The 17,865-nt window shown below is 50.2% G+C and carries 21 protein-coding genes; 13 read left to right on the forward strand and 8 right to left on the reverse strand.

Annotated elements, in window-relative coordinates; genetic code table 11:
• Positions 1 to 7 precede the first annotated feature (7 nt).
• From DCCM_RS10385 to DCCM_RS10405, 4 genes are all read right to left on the reverse strand, one after another.
• Complete coding sequence (locus tag DCCM_RS10385; RefSeq protein WP_104372333.1) at positions 8 to 1,687, reverse strand: GGDEF domain-containing response regulator; 1,680 nt, start codon at positions 1,685 to 1,687, stop codon at positions 8 to 10.
• 64 nt (positions 1,688 to 1,751) lie between these two features.
• A complete protein-coding gene (locus DCCM_RS10390; protein ID WP_104372334.1) occupies positions 1,752 to 2,477 on the reverse strand; it encodes a thymidylate synthase family protein in 726 nt (241 codons plus the stop codon).
• A gap of 276 nt (positions 2,478 to 2,753) precedes the next feature.
• Entirely contained in the window at positions 2,754 to 3,173 is a 420-nt protein-coding gene (locus tag DCCM_RS10400; protein WP_104372336.1) for a MarR family winged helix-turn-helix transcriptional regulator, read from the reverse strand.
• Positions 3,174 to 3,267: 94 nt separating this feature from the next.
• A complete protein-coding gene (locus DCCM_RS10405) occupies positions 3,268 to 4,047 on the reverse strand; it encodes an enoyl-CoA hydratase/isomerase family protein (protein ID WP_104372337.1) in 780 nt (259 codons plus the stop codon).
• Between the two features lie 133 nt (positions 4,048 to 4,180).
• Here DCCM_RS10405 and DCCM_RS10410 point away from each other — a divergent pair, with 133 nt between their 5' ends.
• A complete protein-coding gene (locus tag DCCM_RS10410) occupies positions 4,181 to 4,627 on the forward strand; it encodes a putative ABC transporter permease (protein ID WP_307718811.1) in 447 nt (148 codons plus the stop codon).
• 126 nt (positions 4,628 to 4,753) lie between these two features.
• On the forward strand, positions 4,754 to 4,894 hold the full coding sequence (locus DCCM_RS18590) for a hypothetical protein (RefSeq protein ID WP_165792106.1): 141 nt from the start codon (positions 4,754 to 4,756) through the stop codon (positions 4,892 to 4,894).
• Between the two features lie 161 nt (positions 4,895 to 5,055).
• On the opposite strand, the gene speE is transcribed toward DCCM_RS18590, so the two are convergent.
• Both speE and DCCM_RS10420 read right to left on the reverse strand, forming a co-directional pair.
• Positions 5,056 to 5,886, reverse strand: a complete 831-nt coding sequence (speE, locus tag DCCM_RS10415) for a polyamine aminopropyltransferase (protein ID WP_104372352.1) — start codon at positions 5,884 to 5,886, stop codon at positions 5,056 to 5,058.
• Between the two features lie 53 nt (positions 5,887 to 5,939).
• Positions 5,940 to 6,398, reverse strand: coding sequence for a pyruvoyl-dependent arginine decarboxylase (locus tag DCCM_RS10420; RefSeq protein ID WP_104372338.1), 459 nt, complete (start codon positions 6,396 to 6,398; stop codon positions 5,940 to 5,942).
• Positions 6,399 to 6,590: 192 nt separating this feature from the next.
• Between DCCM_RS10420 and DCCM_RS10425 the strand changes: the two genes are divergently transcribed.
• The 8 genes from DCCM_RS10425 to DCCM_RS18595 all read left to right on the forward strand — a co-directional run bounded on the left by DCCM_RS10425 (position 6,591) and on the right by DCCM_RS18595 (position 12,746).
• Positions 6,591 to 7,076, forward strand: a complete 486-nt coding sequence (locus DCCM_RS10425) for a hypothetical protein (protein WP_104372339.1) — start codon at positions 6,591 to 6,593, stop codon at positions 7,074 to 7,076.
• A gap of 89 nt (positions 7,077 to 7,165) precedes the next feature.
• Positions 7,166 to 7,816: a hypothetical protein gene (locus DCCM_RS10430; RefSeq protein WP_104372340.1), complete on the forward strand. Its 651-nt coding sequence runs from the start codon at positions 7,166 to 7,168 to the stop codon at positions 7,814 to 7,816.
• 161 nt (positions 7,817 to 7,977) lie between these two features.
• Positions 7,978 to 8,217: a hypothetical protein gene (locus DCCM_RS10435; protein ID WP_104372341.1), complete on the forward strand. Its 240-nt coding sequence runs from the start codon at positions 7,978 to 7,980 to the stop codon at positions 8,215 to 8,217.
• A 228-nt stretch (positions 8,218 to 8,445) separates the two neighbouring features.
• Positions 8,446 to 9,234, forward strand: coding sequence for a prolipoprotein diacylglyceryl transferase (lgt, locus tag DCCM_RS10440; protein WP_307718812.1), 789 nt, complete (start codon positions 8,446 to 8,448; stop codon positions 9,232 to 9,234).
• Positions 9,235 to 9,365: 131 nt separating this feature from the next.
• The gene (locus tag DCCM_RS10445) at positions 9,366 to 11,630 is read left to right on the forward strand and encodes an FtsK/SpoIIIE family DNA translocase (RefSeq protein WP_104372343.1); all 2,265 of its coding nucleotides are present in this window, start codon (positions 9,366 to 9,368) and stop codon (positions 11,628 to 11,630) included.
• A 79-nt stretch (positions 11,631 to 11,709) separates the two neighbouring features.
• Positions 11,710 to 12,231 carry a MarR family winged helix-turn-helix transcriptional regulator gene (locus tag DCCM_RS10450; RefSeq protein WP_231702733.1) on the forward strand — a complete coding sequence of 174 codons (522 nt, stop codon included), beginning with the start codon at positions 11,710 to 11,712 and terminating at the stop codon, positions 12,229 to 12,231.
• A gap of 122 nt (positions 12,232 to 12,353) precedes the next feature.
• On the forward strand, positions 12,354 to 12,488 hold the full coding sequence (locus DCCM_RS19490; RefSeq protein WP_269433750.1) for a hypothetical protein: 135 nt from the start codon (positions 12,354 to 12,356) through the stop codon (positions 12,486 to 12,488).
• 105 nt (positions 12,489 to 12,593) lie between these two features.
• Positions 12,594 to 12,746 (forward strand): hypothetical protein, encoded by a 153-nt coding sequence (locus DCCM_RS18595; protein WP_165792107.1) that lies wholly within the window; start codon positions 12,594 to 12,596, stop codon positions 12,744 to 12,746.
• 59 nt (positions 12,747 to 12,805) lie between these two features.
• On the opposite strand, the gene DCCM_RS10455 is transcribed toward DCCM_RS18595, so the two are convergent.
• Entirely contained in the window at positions 12,806 to 13,066 is a 261-nt protein-coding gene (locus tag DCCM_RS10455; RefSeq protein ID WP_104372344.1) for a hypothetical protein, read from the reverse strand.
• 126 nt (positions 13,067 to 13,192) lie between these two features.
• On the opposite strand from DCCM_RS10455, the gene DCCM_RS10460 reads away from it, so the two are divergent.
• Positions 13,193 to 14,239: a GNAT family N-acetyltransferase gene (locus tag DCCM_RS10460; RefSeq protein WP_104372345.1), complete on the forward strand. Its 1,047-nt coding sequence runs from the start codon at positions 13,193 to 13,195 to the stop codon at positions 14,237 to 14,239.
• 162 nt (positions 14,240 to 14,401) lie between these two features.
• Positions 14,402 to 14,530 (forward strand): hypothetical protein, encoded by a 129-nt coding sequence (locus tag DCCM_RS19495; protein ID WP_269433751.1) that lies wholly within the window; start codon positions 14,402 to 14,404, stop codon positions 14,528 to 14,530.
• 560 nt (positions 14,531 to 15,090) lie between these two features.
• Here the strand turns inward: DCCM_RS19495 and DCCM_RS10470 are convergent.
• The gene (locus DCCM_RS10470; protein ID WP_104372347.1) at positions 15,091 to 16,209 is read right to left on the reverse strand and encodes a mechanosensitive ion channel family protein; all 1,119 of its coding nucleotides are present in this window, start codon (positions 16,207 to 16,209) and stop codon (positions 15,091 to 15,093) included.
• A gap of 205 nt (positions 16,210 to 16,414) precedes the next feature.
• On the opposite strand from DCCM_RS10470, the gene nagA reads away from it, so the two are divergent.
• On the forward strand, positions 16,415 to 17,701 hold the full coding sequence (gene nagA / locus DCCM_RS10475) for an N-acetylglucosamine-6-phosphate deacetylase (protein ID WP_104372348.1): 1,287 nt from the start codon (positions 16,415 to 16,417) through the stop codon (positions 17,699 to 17,701).
• Positions 17,702 to 17,865 lie beyond the last annotated feature (164 nt).

The following is a 17,865-nucleotide window of genomic DNA, read 5'->3' on the forward strand; positions in this document are numbered from 1 at the left end:
CATTCCGTCAGAGACACACCCTGTTCCTGCCCCCGGATTTGGCCCGGTAAAGGGCTTCATCCGCCCTGGCTATAAGCCAGTCCACATTTGCGTCGGAGCCGGGCTCAATGCAGGCCACACCAAAACTCGCGGTTATATTTATACAATCGCAGCCGGGCAGGGGTATGCACTGCTCCTGGACGGCCAGGCGCGTGCGCTCGGCTATTTTCAACGTTTGCTCGCAATTTGCCCCGGGCAGGCAGGTGATGAACTCCTCCCCGCCATAACGCCCCACAAAATCGTAGGAGCGGCTGAAACAGGAAATCCGGGAAGCAAAAACCTGCAGCACCACGTCCCCGGCCTGGTGCCCGTATGTATCATTAACCTTTTTAAACCCGTCGATATCGGCCAGAATTATGCCCACCGGCGAACTTTCCCTCCTGGCCCTGTCCACCTCCTGCCCAAGCCGCTCCATGAAGACCCGCCGGTTCAAAAGCCCGGTAAGGTAGTCCACCGAAGCAAGATGCTCGGCATGCTCCCTGGCCCTTTCAGCCTCCTCCTTGGCCTCCACAATTTTTGTAATGTCTATGAAGGAAACAATCCCCCCGGTGAAATGGCCCCTGTCGTCCCGGAGTATATTTATATTTTTCAATATTGACAGAAGACGGCCGTCCTTGCTGGTCATGGTGCACTGGTGCTTCAGTATTGGCTCGGTCCGGGCCGTATCGAAAAAAACACACTTTTCCTGACATTTTGATTTTAGCATAAGTAGATGGCGACCCAAAATCTCTTCCCGGTCAAAACCTGTGATAAGGCAAAATTCGTCGTTGACGTTTACTATTTCACCGTAACTGTTTACTATGTATATGGCGGTGGCCGCGGTCTGCAATATTTTATCCTGCAGGCATTTCTCAAATTCCAACGTCCTGCGGGCCTCAATCAGCGGTGAAATATCAATTATGCAAAGCAAAGTGCCCAGGTAATGGTCATCCTTTTGGACGGGCTGAACTGTTATGGTAAACTCACCCTGGCGGATCCAGTTGTGTATGGAGACAGGGGCCAGGCTGTTACCTGCCTTATAGTCCTCCAGCACGTTCCTCAGCCTCTGGTCGGTATCCTCCGGCAGCATCTTCCAAAGGGAGTGATTTATAATTTCCTCCCGTTTTTTTTCCACCAAATCACATGCGTATTGGTTAATTTCCGTTATTCTGTCCAGCACATCCACAAAAACCACTCCCTGCTGCATGCTGGACAATACCGCCTGCAGCCTGGCCAGGCCTATTTCAGCGTCGGATTTAAGTGATTCTTCCGCCAGCTTTGAACGCAGCAAAAGCTTAACCCTACGCCTTAAAAGAGGAAAGTTCACCGGCCTGGTGATAAATTCATCCACGCCCGCGTTTAGAGCCCTGTGGATCATATCATCTTCTTCCGGCTCCGATATCATCACCAGCGGCAACCTGTTTCCTCCAGGCAGCCCGCGGATAACCCGGCATGCATCTATGCCGCTCATAACCGGCATCATTATGTCCATCAGTATTATATGGGGAGTGGATTTTTCAAATAATTCCACCGCCTCGACACCGTTTTCCGCTTCAATAACCTGATAACCGTCATTTTCCAGGGCGCTCCTGAACATCTGCCTTTCCGCCCTGTCGTCGTCAACCACCAGTATTAAAGGGGAACTTTTATTCAGAGAGTTATCCGCCATCCCTTTTTCCTTTCCCTGGTTGGTACCCGGCACACCGATGTGTTAAATAAAAAAAACATTTATATTATTTGCTGTAAACCCTGGCCTTTGAATATTCAAACATATGCTCTCTAACATTCAGGCTTTTGGACATAACAATCATTTCGCCGTCCTCCAGGGGCAGGCCGTCCTTGGGATTACTGCCGATTTGCTCCACCAGCCACTCCTTAAACAACTGAAGCCCCCCCAAATTCTGGGGAAATCCGCCCCACAGATCCCAGACCCTGAAATAAACTATGAAATGAAGCCTGTAAACATTGGCGATGCGGTCCTTCCTTATTTTTATATCAATCAGCCGCAGGCAGGGCTGGGACTTTCCGTCCACCAGATCCTCGGGCCTGGCTATCTCTATGCAGGATTTCACATGGCCGAAGCCCTGCTCCCTAAAGCTGCTTATCAGGCCGTCCACCTGTATGCAGATCCTGCTGCCATAGGTATATTTTTCGTTTTCACCCACATGGGGGTTTAATATATAGGTGCTGAAATATTCCTCAATTCTGTCCATGGTGGTGGGCGGAGGAATGCTCATACCCGGAGGCATGTCGTCACAAAGCGGCCTCAGTCCGGGATGCTTTATCCTGCAGCAGACAAAATCGAATTCACGTCTCAGCTGCCCGGGATAACTGCCCCACTCAACGGGATATTCATAGGCGTCTATTTCCCAAAGCTTTTTTTGCAGCTGATACCATGCATCCGGAAGATTGTGGGCGTCTACAAAAACAGGTATCAAATACTCAATTTTTTCGCTCATAATACGTGCACCCCTTTCTCCACCATGTATTCCCTCTTTAAAGCATAGAATCCTTCTGGCACATATTCTATATAAAAAGAAAAAAAATAACAACAATTGAGGAAACTCCACGGATTGGAGCGGTAAAAACGGTATTTTGCACGTCCGGCGGCCAGGGGCGGGGCTGCCCGGCGAAATAATAAAAAAGGGGCCAAAACAAAGCCTTTGGACCCTTTCAATTTTTTTCTGTAGAGTTTTATATTAATTATTAACACGCAAATTATTAGGCCAAAAAATTTACATTTCCTCATTAATAACCATTAGCAGCTTTTTAAGGGAGTTAACCTGTTCAGGGCTGAACTGGGATTTTAACTTTTTATTAAATTCATTGGCCACAGGGATAAGCTTATCCGCCAGCAGCCGTCCCTTTTCGGTAAGGAAAACCTTTAATGCCCGCCTGTCGCCGGGATCGCTGCGCCTTTGCACCATATTTTCCTTTTCCAGACGGTCCACCAGCCCCGTAACAGCCGGGCTTTCCAGGGAAAGCCGTTCGGCCAGGTTTTTAACATTTTGACCATCCTGCAGCAATAAAGCAAAAAGTATAAAGGACTGTGTCAGGGTGATACCGTATTCGCTAAACCGATTATTATAATATTTATGAAGCTTCCGGGCGGCAACACCCATTTCAAAGCAAAGATAGCCTGTAAAATCCTCCATGATAATGCTCCTTAACAAACCATGATTAAATATAATATATTTGTATGTTAATTATTTGTCAATAACACAATTATCATATCTGGATTCCCTGCCTTTATTTTCCCTTAAATTCAGGCTTTCTTTTTTCAAAAAAGGCGCTGACCGCCTCGTTTTTGTCCTCGGTTCCCATGCAGAACATGGACTGGGCCTGCTCAAACATAAGGCCGGACTGCAAGGAGACCTCCCTGGCCAGGTTTATGGCCTTCTTGCCGAACATTACCGCCACCGGCGGCTTGGATGCAATTCTTGCGGCCAACTCCATGGCCTTGGCCTGAAGTTCCCCCGGCGGGCATACCAGGTCCACCAAACCTATGCGCAGGGCCTCGGCGGCATTAATGGTATCGCAAGCCAGAATCAACCTTTTGGCCTGGCTGGCTCCCACCGTTCTGGTCAGTCGCTGGGTTCCCCCGATGTCCGGAGCCAAGCCGAAATTAACCTCCTGAATACCAAAAACGGCATTTTCAGATGCGATACGGATATCACAGGAAAGAATTAATTCCGTGGCCGCTCCGAAACAAATGCCCTGAACCGCGGCAATAACCGGCTGGCGCAGGTTTTCCCAGCGATTGTGCACGTTCTGAATTCGTGGAAGATTTTTCATAATAAAATTTGAATTGATTTTTCCCAGCAGTGAGACGTCAATACCGGCGCTGAATTTGTCGCCGGCGGCCTTAATCACCACGGCTCTCACTTCATCGTCGGATTCTATAATCCCCTGGAGAGCCTCCATTTCCCACCAGCTCTCCTCGATGAAGGTATTCATGGCCTGGGGACGATTAAGGGTTATGGTTGCGACACCCCCTGATTTTTCAAACCGCAGCGTATTGTATTCCATATTGAAACCTCCCAAGAAATATATTCCTGACCCCAAAAATGATTCTACAAATAACCCCGGTCACCTTTTTAGTTTCTTCCCCAATCTTTGAATGGGTTTTTAAAGCCTGCCCCGAAAAAAACTGGAAAATAGTATGTATTATTTGTCCATAAAAAAACAAAATAACACTATGCTGCTGAGGTTTATATTTTACGGGCTACTGGGCTGGGGACTGGAAGTGCTCTGGACCGGTATTGAGTCCGGGCTGGGAGGAGATCCCCGGCTCCGCTCCACAACATATTTATGGATGTTTCCCATATACGGCCTGGCGGTGTTTCTCGAACCGGTGCATGATCGGATCAGATACTGGCCGGTGCTCCTGAGAGGCGTCATATGGACGTTGTTGATATGGGGCATGGAATACGTCACAGGAGGATTGCTCCGGCTTACCACCGGATACAGCCCCTGGGACTACTCCGGGTCCGGCCCCTGGGAAATCCAGGGTCTGATAAGGCTGGATATGGCGCCCCTGTGGTTTGTAACCGGGCTGCTGTTTGAAAAGGCCCATGATTTTATCAAAAGAGTGGCCGGGGTTCTGTAAAATATGTGGCCGGGGAAATGGATTTAATGAAGGATTATCCGGTTTTATGTTAAATAATTATATAGGTAAAGTTATTTTCAGCCGGAAATAATAAAATATAATATACTTTTTAAGGGGGTGTATGTTGTGGGTCTGGGCACCGGAATTCTGCTCTCGTTAGGATTTGCTTTACTGGCGGCTATTGTGGGCATGCTTATCAGCGGTACCGCCAAGGATATAACTCTGGCTTGTTCCCCGGTAGAGAATAAGGAATCTTCCCACCACTAGGATTCAACGGATAAATCATATATTTTTTAAAAAGTCTTAAAAAGCCGCGGCTATTAATACCGGGGCTTTTTTGTTAATGTTAATTATTTTTTCAGCAGGATATCTTTTCATGGCGAAGCTATAAAAAGAGGACGGCATGTTGGCCGCCCTCTTTTTATATGCTATTTTTTTATAAGCTCCTGAACAAAGGGCGGTAGAACAAAACAGGTACGGTGTATTTCCGGGCTGTAAAAACGGGTGTTCAGGTCGGGTAATTTTGAAATGTCCACCTTTACGGGGTCGTGCTTTTTGCTGCCCATGGTAAAGGTCCACAATCCGCCGGGATAAGTGGGCACATTGGCCAGGAACAGCCTGGCCAGGGGAAAAATGCTTGCCACGTCATTATAAATCCTGGGAATCAGCTCCCTGTTAAAAAAGGGCGACTCCGTCTGGGCCACAAAAATCCCGTCTTCTGTAAGAGCGTCGTGAACATCCTGATAAAAAGCCGCGCCGAACAGCCCCTCGGCCGGCCCGATGGGATCGGTGGAGTCAACAATAATCATATCGTATGTATTTTTATTTTCTTTTACGTGCTTGATTCCGTCATCCACCAGCACCTCAACCCTGGGGTCGTCCAGGGCGCAGCTGATTTCCGGCAGATATTTTTTAGCGGCCTCTATCACCTTTCCGTCTATCTCCACAAGTACCGCCTTTTCCACGGATTTGTGCTTTATTATTTCGCGAATGGAACCGCCGTCACCGCCCCCCACAACCAGAACCTTACGGGGGTTGGGCAGGGTGTTTAATCCCACATGGGATATCATTTCATGGTAAACAAACTCGTCCGCCACGGTGGTTTGAATTATATTGTCCAGAAGCAGCATGCGCCCGAACTGGTGAGTGTCCACCACCATCAATTTCTGAAAGGGAGTCATCTCGGAGTGCAGGCTTTTGATAACCCTGCAGCTGATCCTCATGTCCGCGGTCTGCATTTCACTAACCCATAAATCCATAATAATACCTCCTTTATCAACCTCGCCAGGAAATATCGCCAACTTATTTTTTATCAGTACCACATGGGCACGGCCGCCAGGGCGCATCCCGTTTTTACCACCCGGTGCTCCACCGCGGCTATTTTCATATCCTTCAATTCCATTTTGCGGGACCGGAACGCCTCCTCCAGCATGGATTTTATGTTGTTGTAGGCCTCCTCCTTGCCGCATACCCCTGAAAATTCCATTATCACACCAAAGGTGTCCGGGGAAAGTCCCACACCCACCGCCGCCGCGATGAGTTGTCCGGGTTCCGAACTTACTATATAACCGTAAGCCGTGGGCACCAGGGAACCCGGGGGAATTACCAGTTCCGGGTCGTGTTCCGCTCCCGGAGGCAATATGCTGCTTACCCTTATTAAATTTATATTACCAACTTTACCCGACAGCAGGGCGTTGTCAAAGGCGGTCAGCGTGCTTTCTCCTTCGGCCGCAGCAGCGGTTAAAAAGTATTTTTTGGGTGTCGGTAGCATGTCCAATCACCTTCCCTTGTTATGGTTGGCTTACAAACAAACAATAAAAATTATAAACACTTATATAGTAAAAAACAACAATAATTTTTCCTTTTACCATATAATCGGCTTTTTGCCTCAGGGAATAGTTATCCCCATACCGTGGGAATATATTTAAAGGTTTTTAATTTCATACCAAAGGAGGTTTCGTTTATGGACAATACGGTTCTGGCTACCTTTTCCACCCGGGATATCGCTGAACAGGCCATTCAGGAACTGAGAAACAGGGGTTTTAAAGATGACATATCAATCGTTACCAGGGAGGACCAGAAAAACGATTGGGTGGCCCAGGGACACGCCCCCGCCACCGGCGGAGACACGGCGATGAACGGGGCGACCACCGGGGGGGCAATTGGAGGTTTAATAGGGCTGGCAGCCGGCATAGGAGCCCTGGCCATTCCCGGGCTGGGTCCGGTTCTGGCGGCCGGGCCAATTACAGGGCTGCTTTCCGGAGCAGCCACCGGAGGAATAGCCGGCGGGCTGGTGGACTGGGGAATACCGGCGGAAAGAGGACGTTATTACGAGGATAAGGTCAAACAGGGCAATATGCTGGTGACGGTACGCTGCGAGCGCAACAAGGCCGATGAGGCCGCCGGAATATTACGGGCACACGGCGCCCGGGACGTGGAAACCCATTAATCCAAAATATTCCGGTAATAAAGACCATTTTTATGCAAATAATAATCCCGGTAGCCATTACGGCTAAATTTTTCATAGGGGGTACAAATATGGATCAGGTATACCAATTGCAACAACAACTCCAGCGCCTGCGCCAGGAAATCAGCGACATTTCCCAGGTGTGCAACGCACTGCAGCAGTCCGAGCAAACCAACAGCATGCAGCTTCAGCAGTTACAGCAAAAAGAGGTTATGGCCACCCAGGGACTGCGCCGGATACAGCAGGCCGCCAATTCCCTGAGCCAGGATATCAACCAGATCAGCAGCATCGCCCAGCAAATGGCCGGGCAAATGCAAACCCAGAGAACCTTCGCCTCAACCTATCCCCCGCTTACCACCGGGATAAGCCCTTATGCCGGCGCCGGAATGCTCAGCCAAACAACCGGCTTTGGGGGACAATCCGGCACATTCGCGGGGCAGTTCGGCAACCTGGCCAACCAAACAGGAACCTTTGCCGGGCAAACCGGAATTTATTCCGGCCAGGCAGGCATGGGAGCGCTGGCAAGCCAGACCGGCTTGAACCAGATTGGCGCGACATTCCCGGCTTCAAGCCAGTTCAGCTACGCCACCAACCTGGCAGGGGGCCAGAACACCGGAATGTTTGCCTCAAGCACACCATATGCCTCACAGAACCCAAGCACCAACACCCTGTTGCAGAGCACCTATTCACCTTATCAGGCAAACCAGTTCGGCTTCAGATAAGCAACTCCAAACAAAGTTTGAATTATACCCGGCCAGCTTTTTTGGGACCGGGTATTTATATTTAAATCATCCGCGCCATTATGACATTATTCACCTCTTAACATATTATTCCATTATTACTATAATTTATATGTAAGAAAATTTCATGCGGGGGTGATTTAATGGCCAAAAGCTTAAAGGACGGCGCTTCGTTTAACCAACGGGAAGTAATTGATTTTCTGGTGGAGTTTTCGTCGTTCAAGGACAGGGTGGAAAAAAAGTTCAAAGATGTCTCAAAGGAACTGGACGGAAAAATTAACGAACATGAACTCTGGGTGGGAGTCTACCTGATAGCCACCGACTACGCCGAAGAATTGGCCAGTAAAAAGGCAAAACAGGAAACTGTTCAAAAGGCGTCATAAAATATGAAGAGCCTCCGGCAAAAGAGGCTCTATTATTTTTTTTGGGGAATTATTCCTCTATGTAATTAATATGGATTTAATTTCTTTTTTTCGGGGGAATGCTATAATTGAAGGTGGTGCTCACAATTGCTCGGGAGAGCAAGGATACGACGGGAATGAAAAAGTCATTAACCATAAAATTCCCGCCGGGCGGGAATTTTTATTTTTTAAGAACAAAACGGCGCCGAGGTGAGCTTATTGATTGATCCCGTGGCAATCTCCATTGGACCCTTTACCGTCAGGTGGTACGGCATTATAATGGCCACAGCCTTTCTTCTTGGAATATGGCTTGCCCATCGCAGGGCGGAACAACAGGGCTTTAGCACGGACCACCTGATAAACATGATAACGCTGATCATCCCTTTTTCCATAATAGGAGCCCGGCTGTACTTTGTGATCTTCGAGTGGGAGCAGTACAGCGCAAACCCGCTGGATGCGCTGGCCATCTGGCACGGGGGCCTGGCCATCCACGGGGGACTCCTGGGAGGCGCCCTGGCCGGGCTGTGGTATGTTTACAAAAAAAGATTGCCCCTCCGGCAAACCGCCGACATACTGGCGCCCAGTATAATATTGGGGCAGGCCATTGGCCGCTGGGGTAACTTTTTTAACCAGGAAGCCCACGGAGGGCCGGTAACGGAGGGTTTTATCTCCCACTTCCCGGAATTTATTCAAAAACAGATGTTTATCCAGGGGGTTTACTACAATCCCACTTTTTTATATGAATCCCTGTGGAATATCGCCGTATTCGGCATATTAATGTACAAATGGAAAAACAGGAGATTTCCGGGAGAAATAACTTTACTCTACCTGGCCCTTTATTCCCTTGGCAGGTTTTTCATCGAAGGCCTGCGCACGGACAGCCTTATGCTGGGGCCCCTACGGGTAGCCCAACTGGTCAGCCTGCTGCTGTTCCTGGCGGGTATGGCGGGGTATTTCTACGGCAGGAGGTTAAGCGGCAACCAAACCGCCCGCAAATAACTCCCGTTACCCCGGGGGTAAAAACGGGCATCGCCGGTATTTAAGGCCTCCGGCTTGCGGCGGGGCCCTTTTTGTGTTAAGCTCAAATATGGTAATAAAGCAAAATTTTGTCGATAACCGGGGGAGTCCAGATGAGCGGCCGCGGCAGGTCATCTTCCAATACAAAAAAACAAAATAACTGCCCACCCATCCGGGACAACATAAAACACCAGTTGCTGGGAATAGGATTGTTAGCCCTGTCAGCCCTGGGGGTGGCCTCTTTTTTCACCCCAACCCTGGGTATGCTGGGCAATTTATTTGAACGGGCCATGCTGGTACTGGCGGGCGGCGGCCGCTATTTTCTGCCGGTGCTGCTGGCCCTGGCGGGATATAAAATAATGACCGGGGGCGGACGGCTGAAAATCACCGCCCGTGCCACCGGGGTATTGTTATTATACATAACACTGCTTTTTTATCTGCACCTGGATTTTTTACCCTCCCAACACTTTCCGGCGGCGCTGGAAGGCCGGGGTGGAGGCATAACGGGAGCCGCCGGGGCCTACCTGTTCAAACTGCTTTTCGGCAGGGTGGGAACCTATATAATGCTGGCAGCCCTGACAGCGGTTTCTCTCATACTGATAACCGGTTCAACCCTGGGCCACCTGGGAATGGTTACCGCTCTCCGGGCCAGGGCCATGGGAAGCAGAATGGGCAGCGGCGTGTTAAATTTTCTCTTTGAAGAAATCGAGCCGGGCAAGGAAGGTAATAACGAAAAGCCCAAATCAGAAAAAAATACCCTGCTAAAAATCAATCAAAACCAATCTTCCGAGGTTGTAAACACAGTTGAAGCCGGGGAGGATTCCGGGCTAGCCGGTAATCCCAAGCCGGTGATAAAAAGCGGCAATAGAAAAAAAACCGGGGATGAAATTGCGGAACCAATTGAAATAGCGCCCCTGTCCCTGTCCGACGGCAAGGTATACAGGCTGCCCCCGGTGTCACTGCTGTCCGGCCCCAAGAACAAAAAGGCGGGGGTTTCCAACACGGAGATTTCCGAAAAAACCCGCATACTGGAGGAAACCCTGGACAACTTCGGCATCGCCGCCCGGGTTACTGAAGTGGCGGTGGGACCGGCCATTACCAGGTATGAAATCCAGCCCCCGCCGGGGGTCAAAGTCAGCAGGATAGTTGGCCTGGCGGATGACATAGCCCTTGGCCTGGCCGCCCCCGGGGTGCGCATCGAAGCCCCCATACCAGGCAAGGCGGCGGTGGGAATAGAGGTTCCCAACCGGGAAATTTCCATGGTGAGCCTCCGGGAACTGGTGGAAAGCAGGGAGTTTACAACCCCTTCCTCCCGGCTGACGGTTGCCCTGGGCAAGGACCTGGCAGGAACGCCGGTGGTGGCGGACCTGGGTAAAATGCCTCACCTGCTGGTGGCCGGAGCCACGGGCTCCGGCAAAAGCGTATGCATAAACACCCTGGTTTCCAGCATACTGTACAGGGCCACCCCGGACGAAGTTAAATTTCTTATGATAGACCCCAAAATGGTTGAACTCACCAATTATAACGGTATTCCCCACCTCATTTCCCCGGTGGTGACCGATGCCAAAAAGGCGGCGGGAACCCTGCGCTGGGCTGTGAAGGAAATGGAAAAAAGATATGAATTGTTTGCCCAGACCGGGGTGAGGGATATATCCAGATACAACAAACTCTGCGGAGCCTCCTTGGGAGAATCCGCCCCTGTTCCGCTGCCCTTTATCGTTGTTATTATCGATGAACTGGCTGATTTGATGATGGTGGCCCCCGCCGATGTGGAGGATTCCATCTGCCGCCTGGCACAGATGGCCAGGGCTGCGGGAATGCACCTGCTGGTGGCCACCCAGAGGCCCTCTGTGGATGTCATCACCGGCCTGATAAAAGCCAATATACCTTCCAGGATATCCTTCGCGGTATCCTCCCAAACGGATTCCAGAACCATTTTGGACATGGGGGGGGCGGAAAAGCTGCTGGGAAAAGGGGACATGCTGTTTTTCCCGGTGGGGGTTCCCAAACCTTTAAGGCTGCAGGGCGCATTCCTGTCCGATCAGGAAGTGGAGTCCATGGTAACCTATATCAAGGAGCAGGCCGAGCCCATCTATGACGAACAGGTGCTAAAAACCCCTCCGGCGGAGGGAAAAAACGACCCCTCCGGCCTGGAGGACGAGTTGCTTCCCCAGGCCGTGCAGATATTTATCGAAAGCGGCACCGCCTCCATCTCCCTCCTGCAGCGCAGACTGCACATAGGCTATGCCAGGGCGGCCAGGCTGGTGGATATTATGGAAAGAAACGGTATTGTGGGCGGCTTTGAGGGAAGTAAACCCAGGTCTATACTGATGTCGCTGGAGCAGTACCAGCAAACATTTAATTCCGGGTCCCAGTAAGAAAACCATATAGAAAAAGAAACAGATTCTTTTCCTGGAGGGCAACTTGTAATAACAGACATGGATTGGGAGGGTTACTGTGAAGGACACCGAAAATAGGGCATTGCTGCACATGCTGCTGAATCTATTCAGGGGGCTGTACAAATCCATTGATGACGATTTAAGGGAAGCCGCCGCCAAATGCGGCCTGACCACCGCCCAGCAGCATCTCCTGTGGGTGCTGTATTTTAATAACGGCAGCACCCTGACTGAAATCAGCGAGTTGGGACAGTGGCATGTATCCACAGTGATGAACATGGTGGAAAGAATGGAGAAAACCGGCCTGCTTTATAAAATAGTCGATGAAAACGACGCCAGGGTTAAAAGAATATTTCTGACGCCCCAGGGTGAAGCGCTCAGGGAAAAAACCGAAACCATGACGGATAATTACAGGCTGTATAGAATACTTGCCGAAACGGACGAGGCTGAGTTAAAAAAGGAGATAAAACCCCTTATTAACCTGGTCAGGCGGCTGGCCGGAGATAAATTTGTAAATTATGTAATGGAGTCAACCAATTATCTCAGGGATTCCGCCGGCGTGACGGCAAACAAAACCAACTGAAACTTTCCCGGCCTGCAGGAAAATCATTGGGGGTTGACTCGGTTTCACGCTGGTGATACATTAAATTGGAGATATTCCTTGGTGAAAAAGACACATCGCTTAATACGGGGAGGTAATAGGTTATGTTCGACTTTACCCTTTTTTATCTAATCTCCACAGTATGCCTGGCAGTAGGTGTGGCGGCATGCATTTTTTCCAACCCCATCGCCGGGATCATGGAGACGGTGGATGAACATTCCAACGGACGGGTTCACTGATTATATGTTTAACCTGTAAATAATGGCGCCGCGAGCGTCTTATTTTTTTACGCGTTATTCGGGTTATATCATTGGCAATAATAACAGCAAAGGAGGAATCGCGTCTTGGCCGCAAAGAAACCGACCCCTGTACTGGAAACTTCAATAAAAGATGAAATGGTAAGTATTAAAGGCAGGGTTAAAAAAGACATATTCTGGGTACTGGTGAGTGTGGCGGTGGCTGTGGCAACAGGGCTTGCCGCCGGACAGCTTATATAATATTCAGGAAGAATGTCCCCGGCATTTGTATGGGGACATTCCCCCGGTGGCAAACAAATTTATTTTATATTGTTTACATACCAAAAAACCGCTGCCGCCGCAATCAGCAACAGCCTCACAGGCAGCAGCAGCGGTTTTTTAACAATACCTTTCATCTTCAGCCATTCAGCCGCGGCCAGCGGAATAACCAGCACTATAAATATAAACCTGGCAGCCGGAACAAAACCTGGATTGCCCAGGGTAAACAGCCACAATATAATTGCCCAGGCCAGGATGCCGAGAGCGATAAGAGCCGGCCCGGGAATTTTTTTACCCTTCATTTACCCAACCTCCATATCATTTTAAAATACATTCAGTGCAGGCCGCCACAATTCCTGCCGGATTCATAACCAATTTAAAGCCTCCCACATAAGTTGATATATATTTTGCAACCGGAGGTCAAGGTTATGTCTTTGGAAATTTTAGAAGTGGCCAATCACCGCCAGCTGACTGAATTCTGCCTGTTCCCGAAAAAAATATACAGCCCGGGGGAGTATCCCGTGGCCACAGGAGACCCCGGGAAGATATTCAACCCCGAGCAAAACCCGGTTATGCACCATCTGAAGGGCTGCTGTTTTATGGCCTTCAGAAACGGCAGGGCAGTGGGCAGGGTGGCGGCAATAAAAGATTTGCTCAATCCGGACCAAGAAACAGGCTTCTTTAGCTGCTTCGAGTGCGAGAAAGATCCCGGAGCCGCAAGCGGCCTGCTGGAAAAGGCCTATCAGTGGCTGGAAACAAACGGCTGCACAAAAATGCTGGGCCCGGCCACTTTCAATACCAACCAGCAGGTGGGTATACTGGTGGAGGGTTTTGAGAGGGGTTACCAACCCATGATGCCCTATAATCCCCCCTACTACCCGGAGCTTATGGAGGCCGCCGGCCTGGAAAAACTGACGGATCTGCTTTCCTTTCACTGGTGGAGGGAGATGGGCGTTCCCGAAAAAGTTTCTTCGGCCCTGCAAAGGGTCCGGGAAATCCCCGGGGTAACCCTGCGCAGGATTAATTCGGCGGGCCCCGGACGGGATATGGAACTGGTCAGACAGGTATACAACCTTTCCATGTCCGAAAACTGGGGCTTTATTCCCCTGACCCGGGCGGAGGCGGGCGCAATGCTGAATTACTGCGCCAGGTTCGCGGACCCGGATTTGCTGCTGGCCTTAATGGTGAATAATAAACCCGCCGGAATATTGCTCTTCACCCCTTCCCCGCTGCCCTCCCGGCCGGGGGTAAAGTCGGTCCGGGGAGCTATAATCGGCATTATACCGGCCTTCAGGCACAAGGGGCTGGATTCCCTGATGATGGCCGAAGCCATAAATATATTAAACAGAAAAGGATATCATGAGGCGGATTTATCCCAGGTGCACGAGGAGAACAAGGTGATGCTGAAAATAATCACCAAAGTGCTGAAAGCGGAACAGACCCGGCGTTTCAGGATCTACCGCAACAAGGCCTGAATTGGGAAAACCCGCCGGTGAAACTATTAAAAGGCAAGGACTTCTAACGGCCCGAAGGAATGTCCCCGTAATCAGGAGACATTCCTTTAAGATGTTTGTATAATAGTAAGTGATTTGACATCCTAAAAGTTGTGCTCCCTTACCTATTGGAGGTGGTATATTTTGGACAGAGTGGATGAGCTGGTTGCCGAACTGGAAAAATTAAGCCTGGAAGAATTAAAGGAACTGTTTGACAAAATGTCCGATACCCTTGACCTGCTGGGCTGGATAAAATTAAACGAAGTGTTTTGATAGTGAAAAGGCTCCTCCGTTACCCCCTGAAAAAAAAGCCCCGCCTTAAAGGCGGGGCACTGAGAGAGATTTAGGAGGCTGGTTTACTGCTACCTGCAGCATTACTATTTTGACCCTTTTTATTGTTTTTTATCCTTTAAATTGCTAAAAAATAAAAACCCCTAAGGCGGGGTTCACCGTAATAAAAAAACAAAAAAATTATCTGGAGAGTAACTGAGAAAGAGAGGTGACAATATTTAATAGCAATCATCATGCCAGTGCCCTTTGGGGTCCCGGCCGGTATTTGCCGGTATCGGGATTAAAGAAGAAGAAACCGCTTTTTATGCTGCCCGGAGATTATACTTCCAACAATATTCCCGGGGAAATGCCACCGGCCCATGTATCAAAATGGAACCTTTCAAAAAGAATCCACACGCCCTGCGTATCTTTCCGAAACAAATTAAAAACCCGCCCGGAGGCAGGTTCAGGGAAGGAAAGAAAAGTTAATTCGCTTATGTCCATTTCACATTATTACCATTACACAAAGGAGTTATACTCACTCCAAAGAATAACTAAAAAACCTATCCCCTTCCCGGCAGCAGCCTTTCAGTTCCCCCTGCCGCCGCGCCGCCGGCTTCCGCCATTTCCCCGGCGTAATATAGATTGACATCCCTCTGGGGAAAGGGTATTTCTATCCCCGTGGCTTCAAATTGTTCTTTAACCGACATATTAAGTTCATCCAGCACCCTGAATTTTTCCTTGTAGTCCGCAATGGAACAGGTAGCCAGCAAATTCAGCGAGGACTCCCCAAATTCCGTAAAGTACACCGCCGGTCCGGGATCTCCCAGCACATCCGGGTGCGAGCCCATAATCCCAAGCAATAGCTCCTTTACCTGTTTAAGGTCGGTGCCATAGGCCACCCCTATCTTTAACCTTATGGTAACCTGGGGATTGGGAAAAACGTGGTTGATTATCCTGCTGGAAGCCAGATCCTTGTTGGGGACAACCATTACCGTATTATCAAAGGTACGGATTCTGGTGCTTCTGGGGCCGATATCCATAACGTCGCCTATAAGGCCGTTGGTCTCAATCCTGTCACCCACCCTAAAGGGCTTGTCGAATATGATCATTACTCCGGAGAGCATATTGCCCAGGGTCTCCTGGGCGGCCAGGGCCACCGCCAGCGAAGCCACCCCCGCGGTGGCGACCAGGCCGCTGATGGATATTTTAAAGTAACTCAATATAATTGTAAGGGCCACGAAATACACCACAAATTTGATAACCTGCCTGGCTATCATGGCAACATGCTGCTCCACGGGATTCCCCTGCTCCTGCTCCCCCAGGGATCTGTCCATGTACCACGCGATGACGGCCTCCACCAGTTTAACGGCCCACCAGGCAACCACCACGACCAAAAGGGCGTAGGCTATCTGCTCGGCCCGGCCGAGGAATTTGGAGTTCTGGAAAACCGGGTATTCCACGGCTATGGACTTCCCGGCAAGCATCAGCAAAAAAAATGCAACATATTTAACTGGACGGCAGGACATTTCCACCAGTTTCTCATCCAGCTCGCTCCGGGTGCGGGAGCTTATAAAGCCCGTTATTTTCCCCCAGAGCTTCCCGGCCAGCCAGGCCAGCAGGAGACTTGCCAGAAAATAAGCCAGAATAATGCCGTAGAACTCGAAATATTGCCTGTACATAGCGTCACCCCGAATAAATTTTCTGATGGCTGATTTGCCTTGGCACAAGAAAAAATGGTTGATTAAAAGGATTTTTGACACTTACAGCCAATTTAATAGATTCAACAGCCAAAATCAAATTAAAAAAGGATCCCGGGGAGATTATAACAGTAAAGCAAAACATTACGCAATGCTTTAAATATTTGACATCCAGCAGAGGTAGCCAATGAAGAATTATATGATAACAGGCGGAGAATTGATTACTTCAGGTGGGCCGGTTCCCAACGAGGGACTGATGATCATGCGGGGAAAAATAGCTTTGCCCGGAGCCATGAATCCGGACAGCATCTACGCCGGCCTGTCGTGCTCCCTGAATTTCCTTTCAGGTCCCAACGGCGGCTCCGGGGCACAGGCTAAAAATGCCTGCGCCAGTCCGTCCCCGGGGTTGACCCGGCTTCCGGCGGATGCACCAAGCTACGAAACAATAAACGCCGAAGGACTATACATATCGCCGGGTTTTATCGACCTGCACATGCACGGCGGAGGCGGATTCGACACATCCGAGGGGAACACCACCTCTCTCAGAAAAATGTCCATATATCACGCCCGGGGGGGCACTACCTCCTTCCTGCCCACCATTGCCGCAGGCCCTTCCAAGGTAATGGAGAAGGCCCTGGCCGCGGTTTCAGCCCAATATCTCAGAACCACCAGGGGGGCAAGCATACTGGGAGCGCATTTGGAAGGCCCCTACCTCAACCCGGAAAAAGCGGGCGGACAGAACAGGGCTTATCTGCGCCTGCCGGACGTGCGGGAGATGGAAAGATTTATATCCGCGGCCGACGGCTGTCTGAAAATGGTGACACTGGCGCCGGAACTGCCCGGCGCCCTGGACGTAATAAAACTGCTGAACAGGGAAGGAATAGTGGTGTCCGCGGGGCATTCCACCGCCACCTACGAACAAACCGAGGAAGCCATCCGGGCGGGCATGAGACACGCGGTTCACCTATTCAACGCTTCGGCCCCCCTGCACCACAGAAACCCAGGGTTGGTGGGAGCGGTGCTGGCCAGCCGGGAGGTGAGCGCCGAAATTATCGCCGACGGGCATCACCTGCACCCCTCAATGCTAAAATTGTTAAGGGAAATAAAGGGCAAGCGGGGACTGGTGCTCATAACCGACGCCATGGCATCAGCCGGTATGTCTGACGGAACGTACAGGTTCGCGGGACAGGAAATTGAAGTGAACCAGGGCCGGGCCACATTAAAAGACGGGACTTTGGTGGGAAGCACCCTGACAATGTCCGCAGCGGTAAGAAACATGGTCCTGCTGGGAGGCCTGCCCCTCCAGGAAGCCGTTCATATGGCCAGCCTCAATCCCGCCAGGGCGCTGGGCATAGAGGATCAAAAGGGAACCATCGCCCCGGGCATGGACGCGGACATCGTGCTGATGGACAGGGATTTAAATATCAAACTAACCATGGTTATGGGTGAAGTGGTTTACAGCGACTTACCGTAAAATGCCGGTAAACAAATACACCCGGGATTAAAAAAACGCCCTTCGGGGCGGGTCTACTAAAACCGACGTGCTAGGAGAGTGTTGAAAAACACATTGAAAAAACAATAAACATGTTGCTAAACTACCGCCCGAGGCCGTTCAAAAAGCTCCAGATGCAAGGCGCG

This window comes from Desulfocucumis palustris, assembly GCF_002933875.1.
Classification (GTDB): Bacteria; Bacillota; Desulfotomaculia; order Desulfotomaculales; family Desulfocucumaceae; genus Desulfocucumis; species Desulfocucumis palustris.

Coding starts and splice junctions, on each gene's coding strand:
- DCCM_RS10385 (WP_104372333.1), bottom strand. CDS start 1,687: ATGGCGGATAACTCTCTGAATAAAAGTTCCCCTTTAATACTGGTGGTT.
- DCCM_RS10390 (WP_104372334.1), bottom strand. CDS start 2,477: ATGAGCGAAAAAATTGAGTATTTGATACCTGTTTTTGTAGACGCCCAC.
- DCCM_RS10400 (WP_104372336.1), bottom strand. CDS start 3,173: ATGGAGGATTTTACAGGCTATCTTTGCTTTGAAATGGGTGTTGCCGCC.
- DCCM_RS10405 (WP_104372337.1), bottom strand. CDS start 4,047: ATGGAATACAATACGCTGCGGTTTGAAAAATCAGGGGGTGTCGCAACC.
- DCCM_RS10410 (WP_307718811.1), top strand. CDS start 4,181: ATGTATTATTTGTCCATAAAAAAACAAAATAACACTATGCTGCTGAGG.
- speE (WP_104372352.1), bottom strand. CDS start 5,886: ATGGATTTATGGGTTAGTGAAATGCAGACCGCGGACATGAGGATCAGC.
- DCCM_RS10420 (WP_104372338.1), bottom strand. CDS start 6,398: ATGCTACCGACACCCAAAAAATACTTTTTAACCGCTGCTGCGGCCGAA.
- DCCM_RS10425 (WP_104372339.1), top strand. CDS start 6,591: ATGGACAATACGGTTCTGGCTACCTTTTCCACCCGGGATATCGCTGAA.
- DCCM_RS10430 (WP_104372340.1), top strand. CDS start 7,166: ATGGATCAGGTATACCAATTGCAACAACAACTCCAGCGCCTGCGCCAG.
- DCCM_RS10435 (WP_104372341.1), top strand. CDS start 7,978: ATGGCCAAAAGCTTAAAGGACGGCGCTTCGTTTAACCAACGGGAAGTA.
- DCCM_RS10445 (WP_104372343.1), top strand. CDS start 9,366: ATGAGCGGCCGCGGCAGGTCATCTTCCAATACAAAAAAACAAAATAAC.
- DCCM_RS19490 (WP_269433750.1), top strand. CDS start 12,354: ATGTTCGACTTTACCCTTTTTTATCTAATCTCCACAGTATGCCTGGCA.
- DCCM_RS10455 (WP_104372344.1), bottom strand. CDS start 13,066: ATGAAGGGTAAAAAAATTCCCGGGCCGGCTCTTATCGCTCTCGGCATC.
- DCCM_RS10460 (WP_104372345.1), top strand. CDS start 13,193: ATGTCTTTGGAAATTTTAGAAGTGGCCAATCACCGCCAGCTGACTGAA.
- DCCM_RS10470 (WP_104372347.1), bottom strand. CDS start 16,209: ATGTACAGGCAATATTTCGAGTTCTACGGCATTATTCTGGCTTATTTT.
- nagA (WP_104372348.1), top strand. CDS start 16,415: ATGAAGAATTATATGATAACAGGCGGAGAATTGATTACTTCAGGTGGG.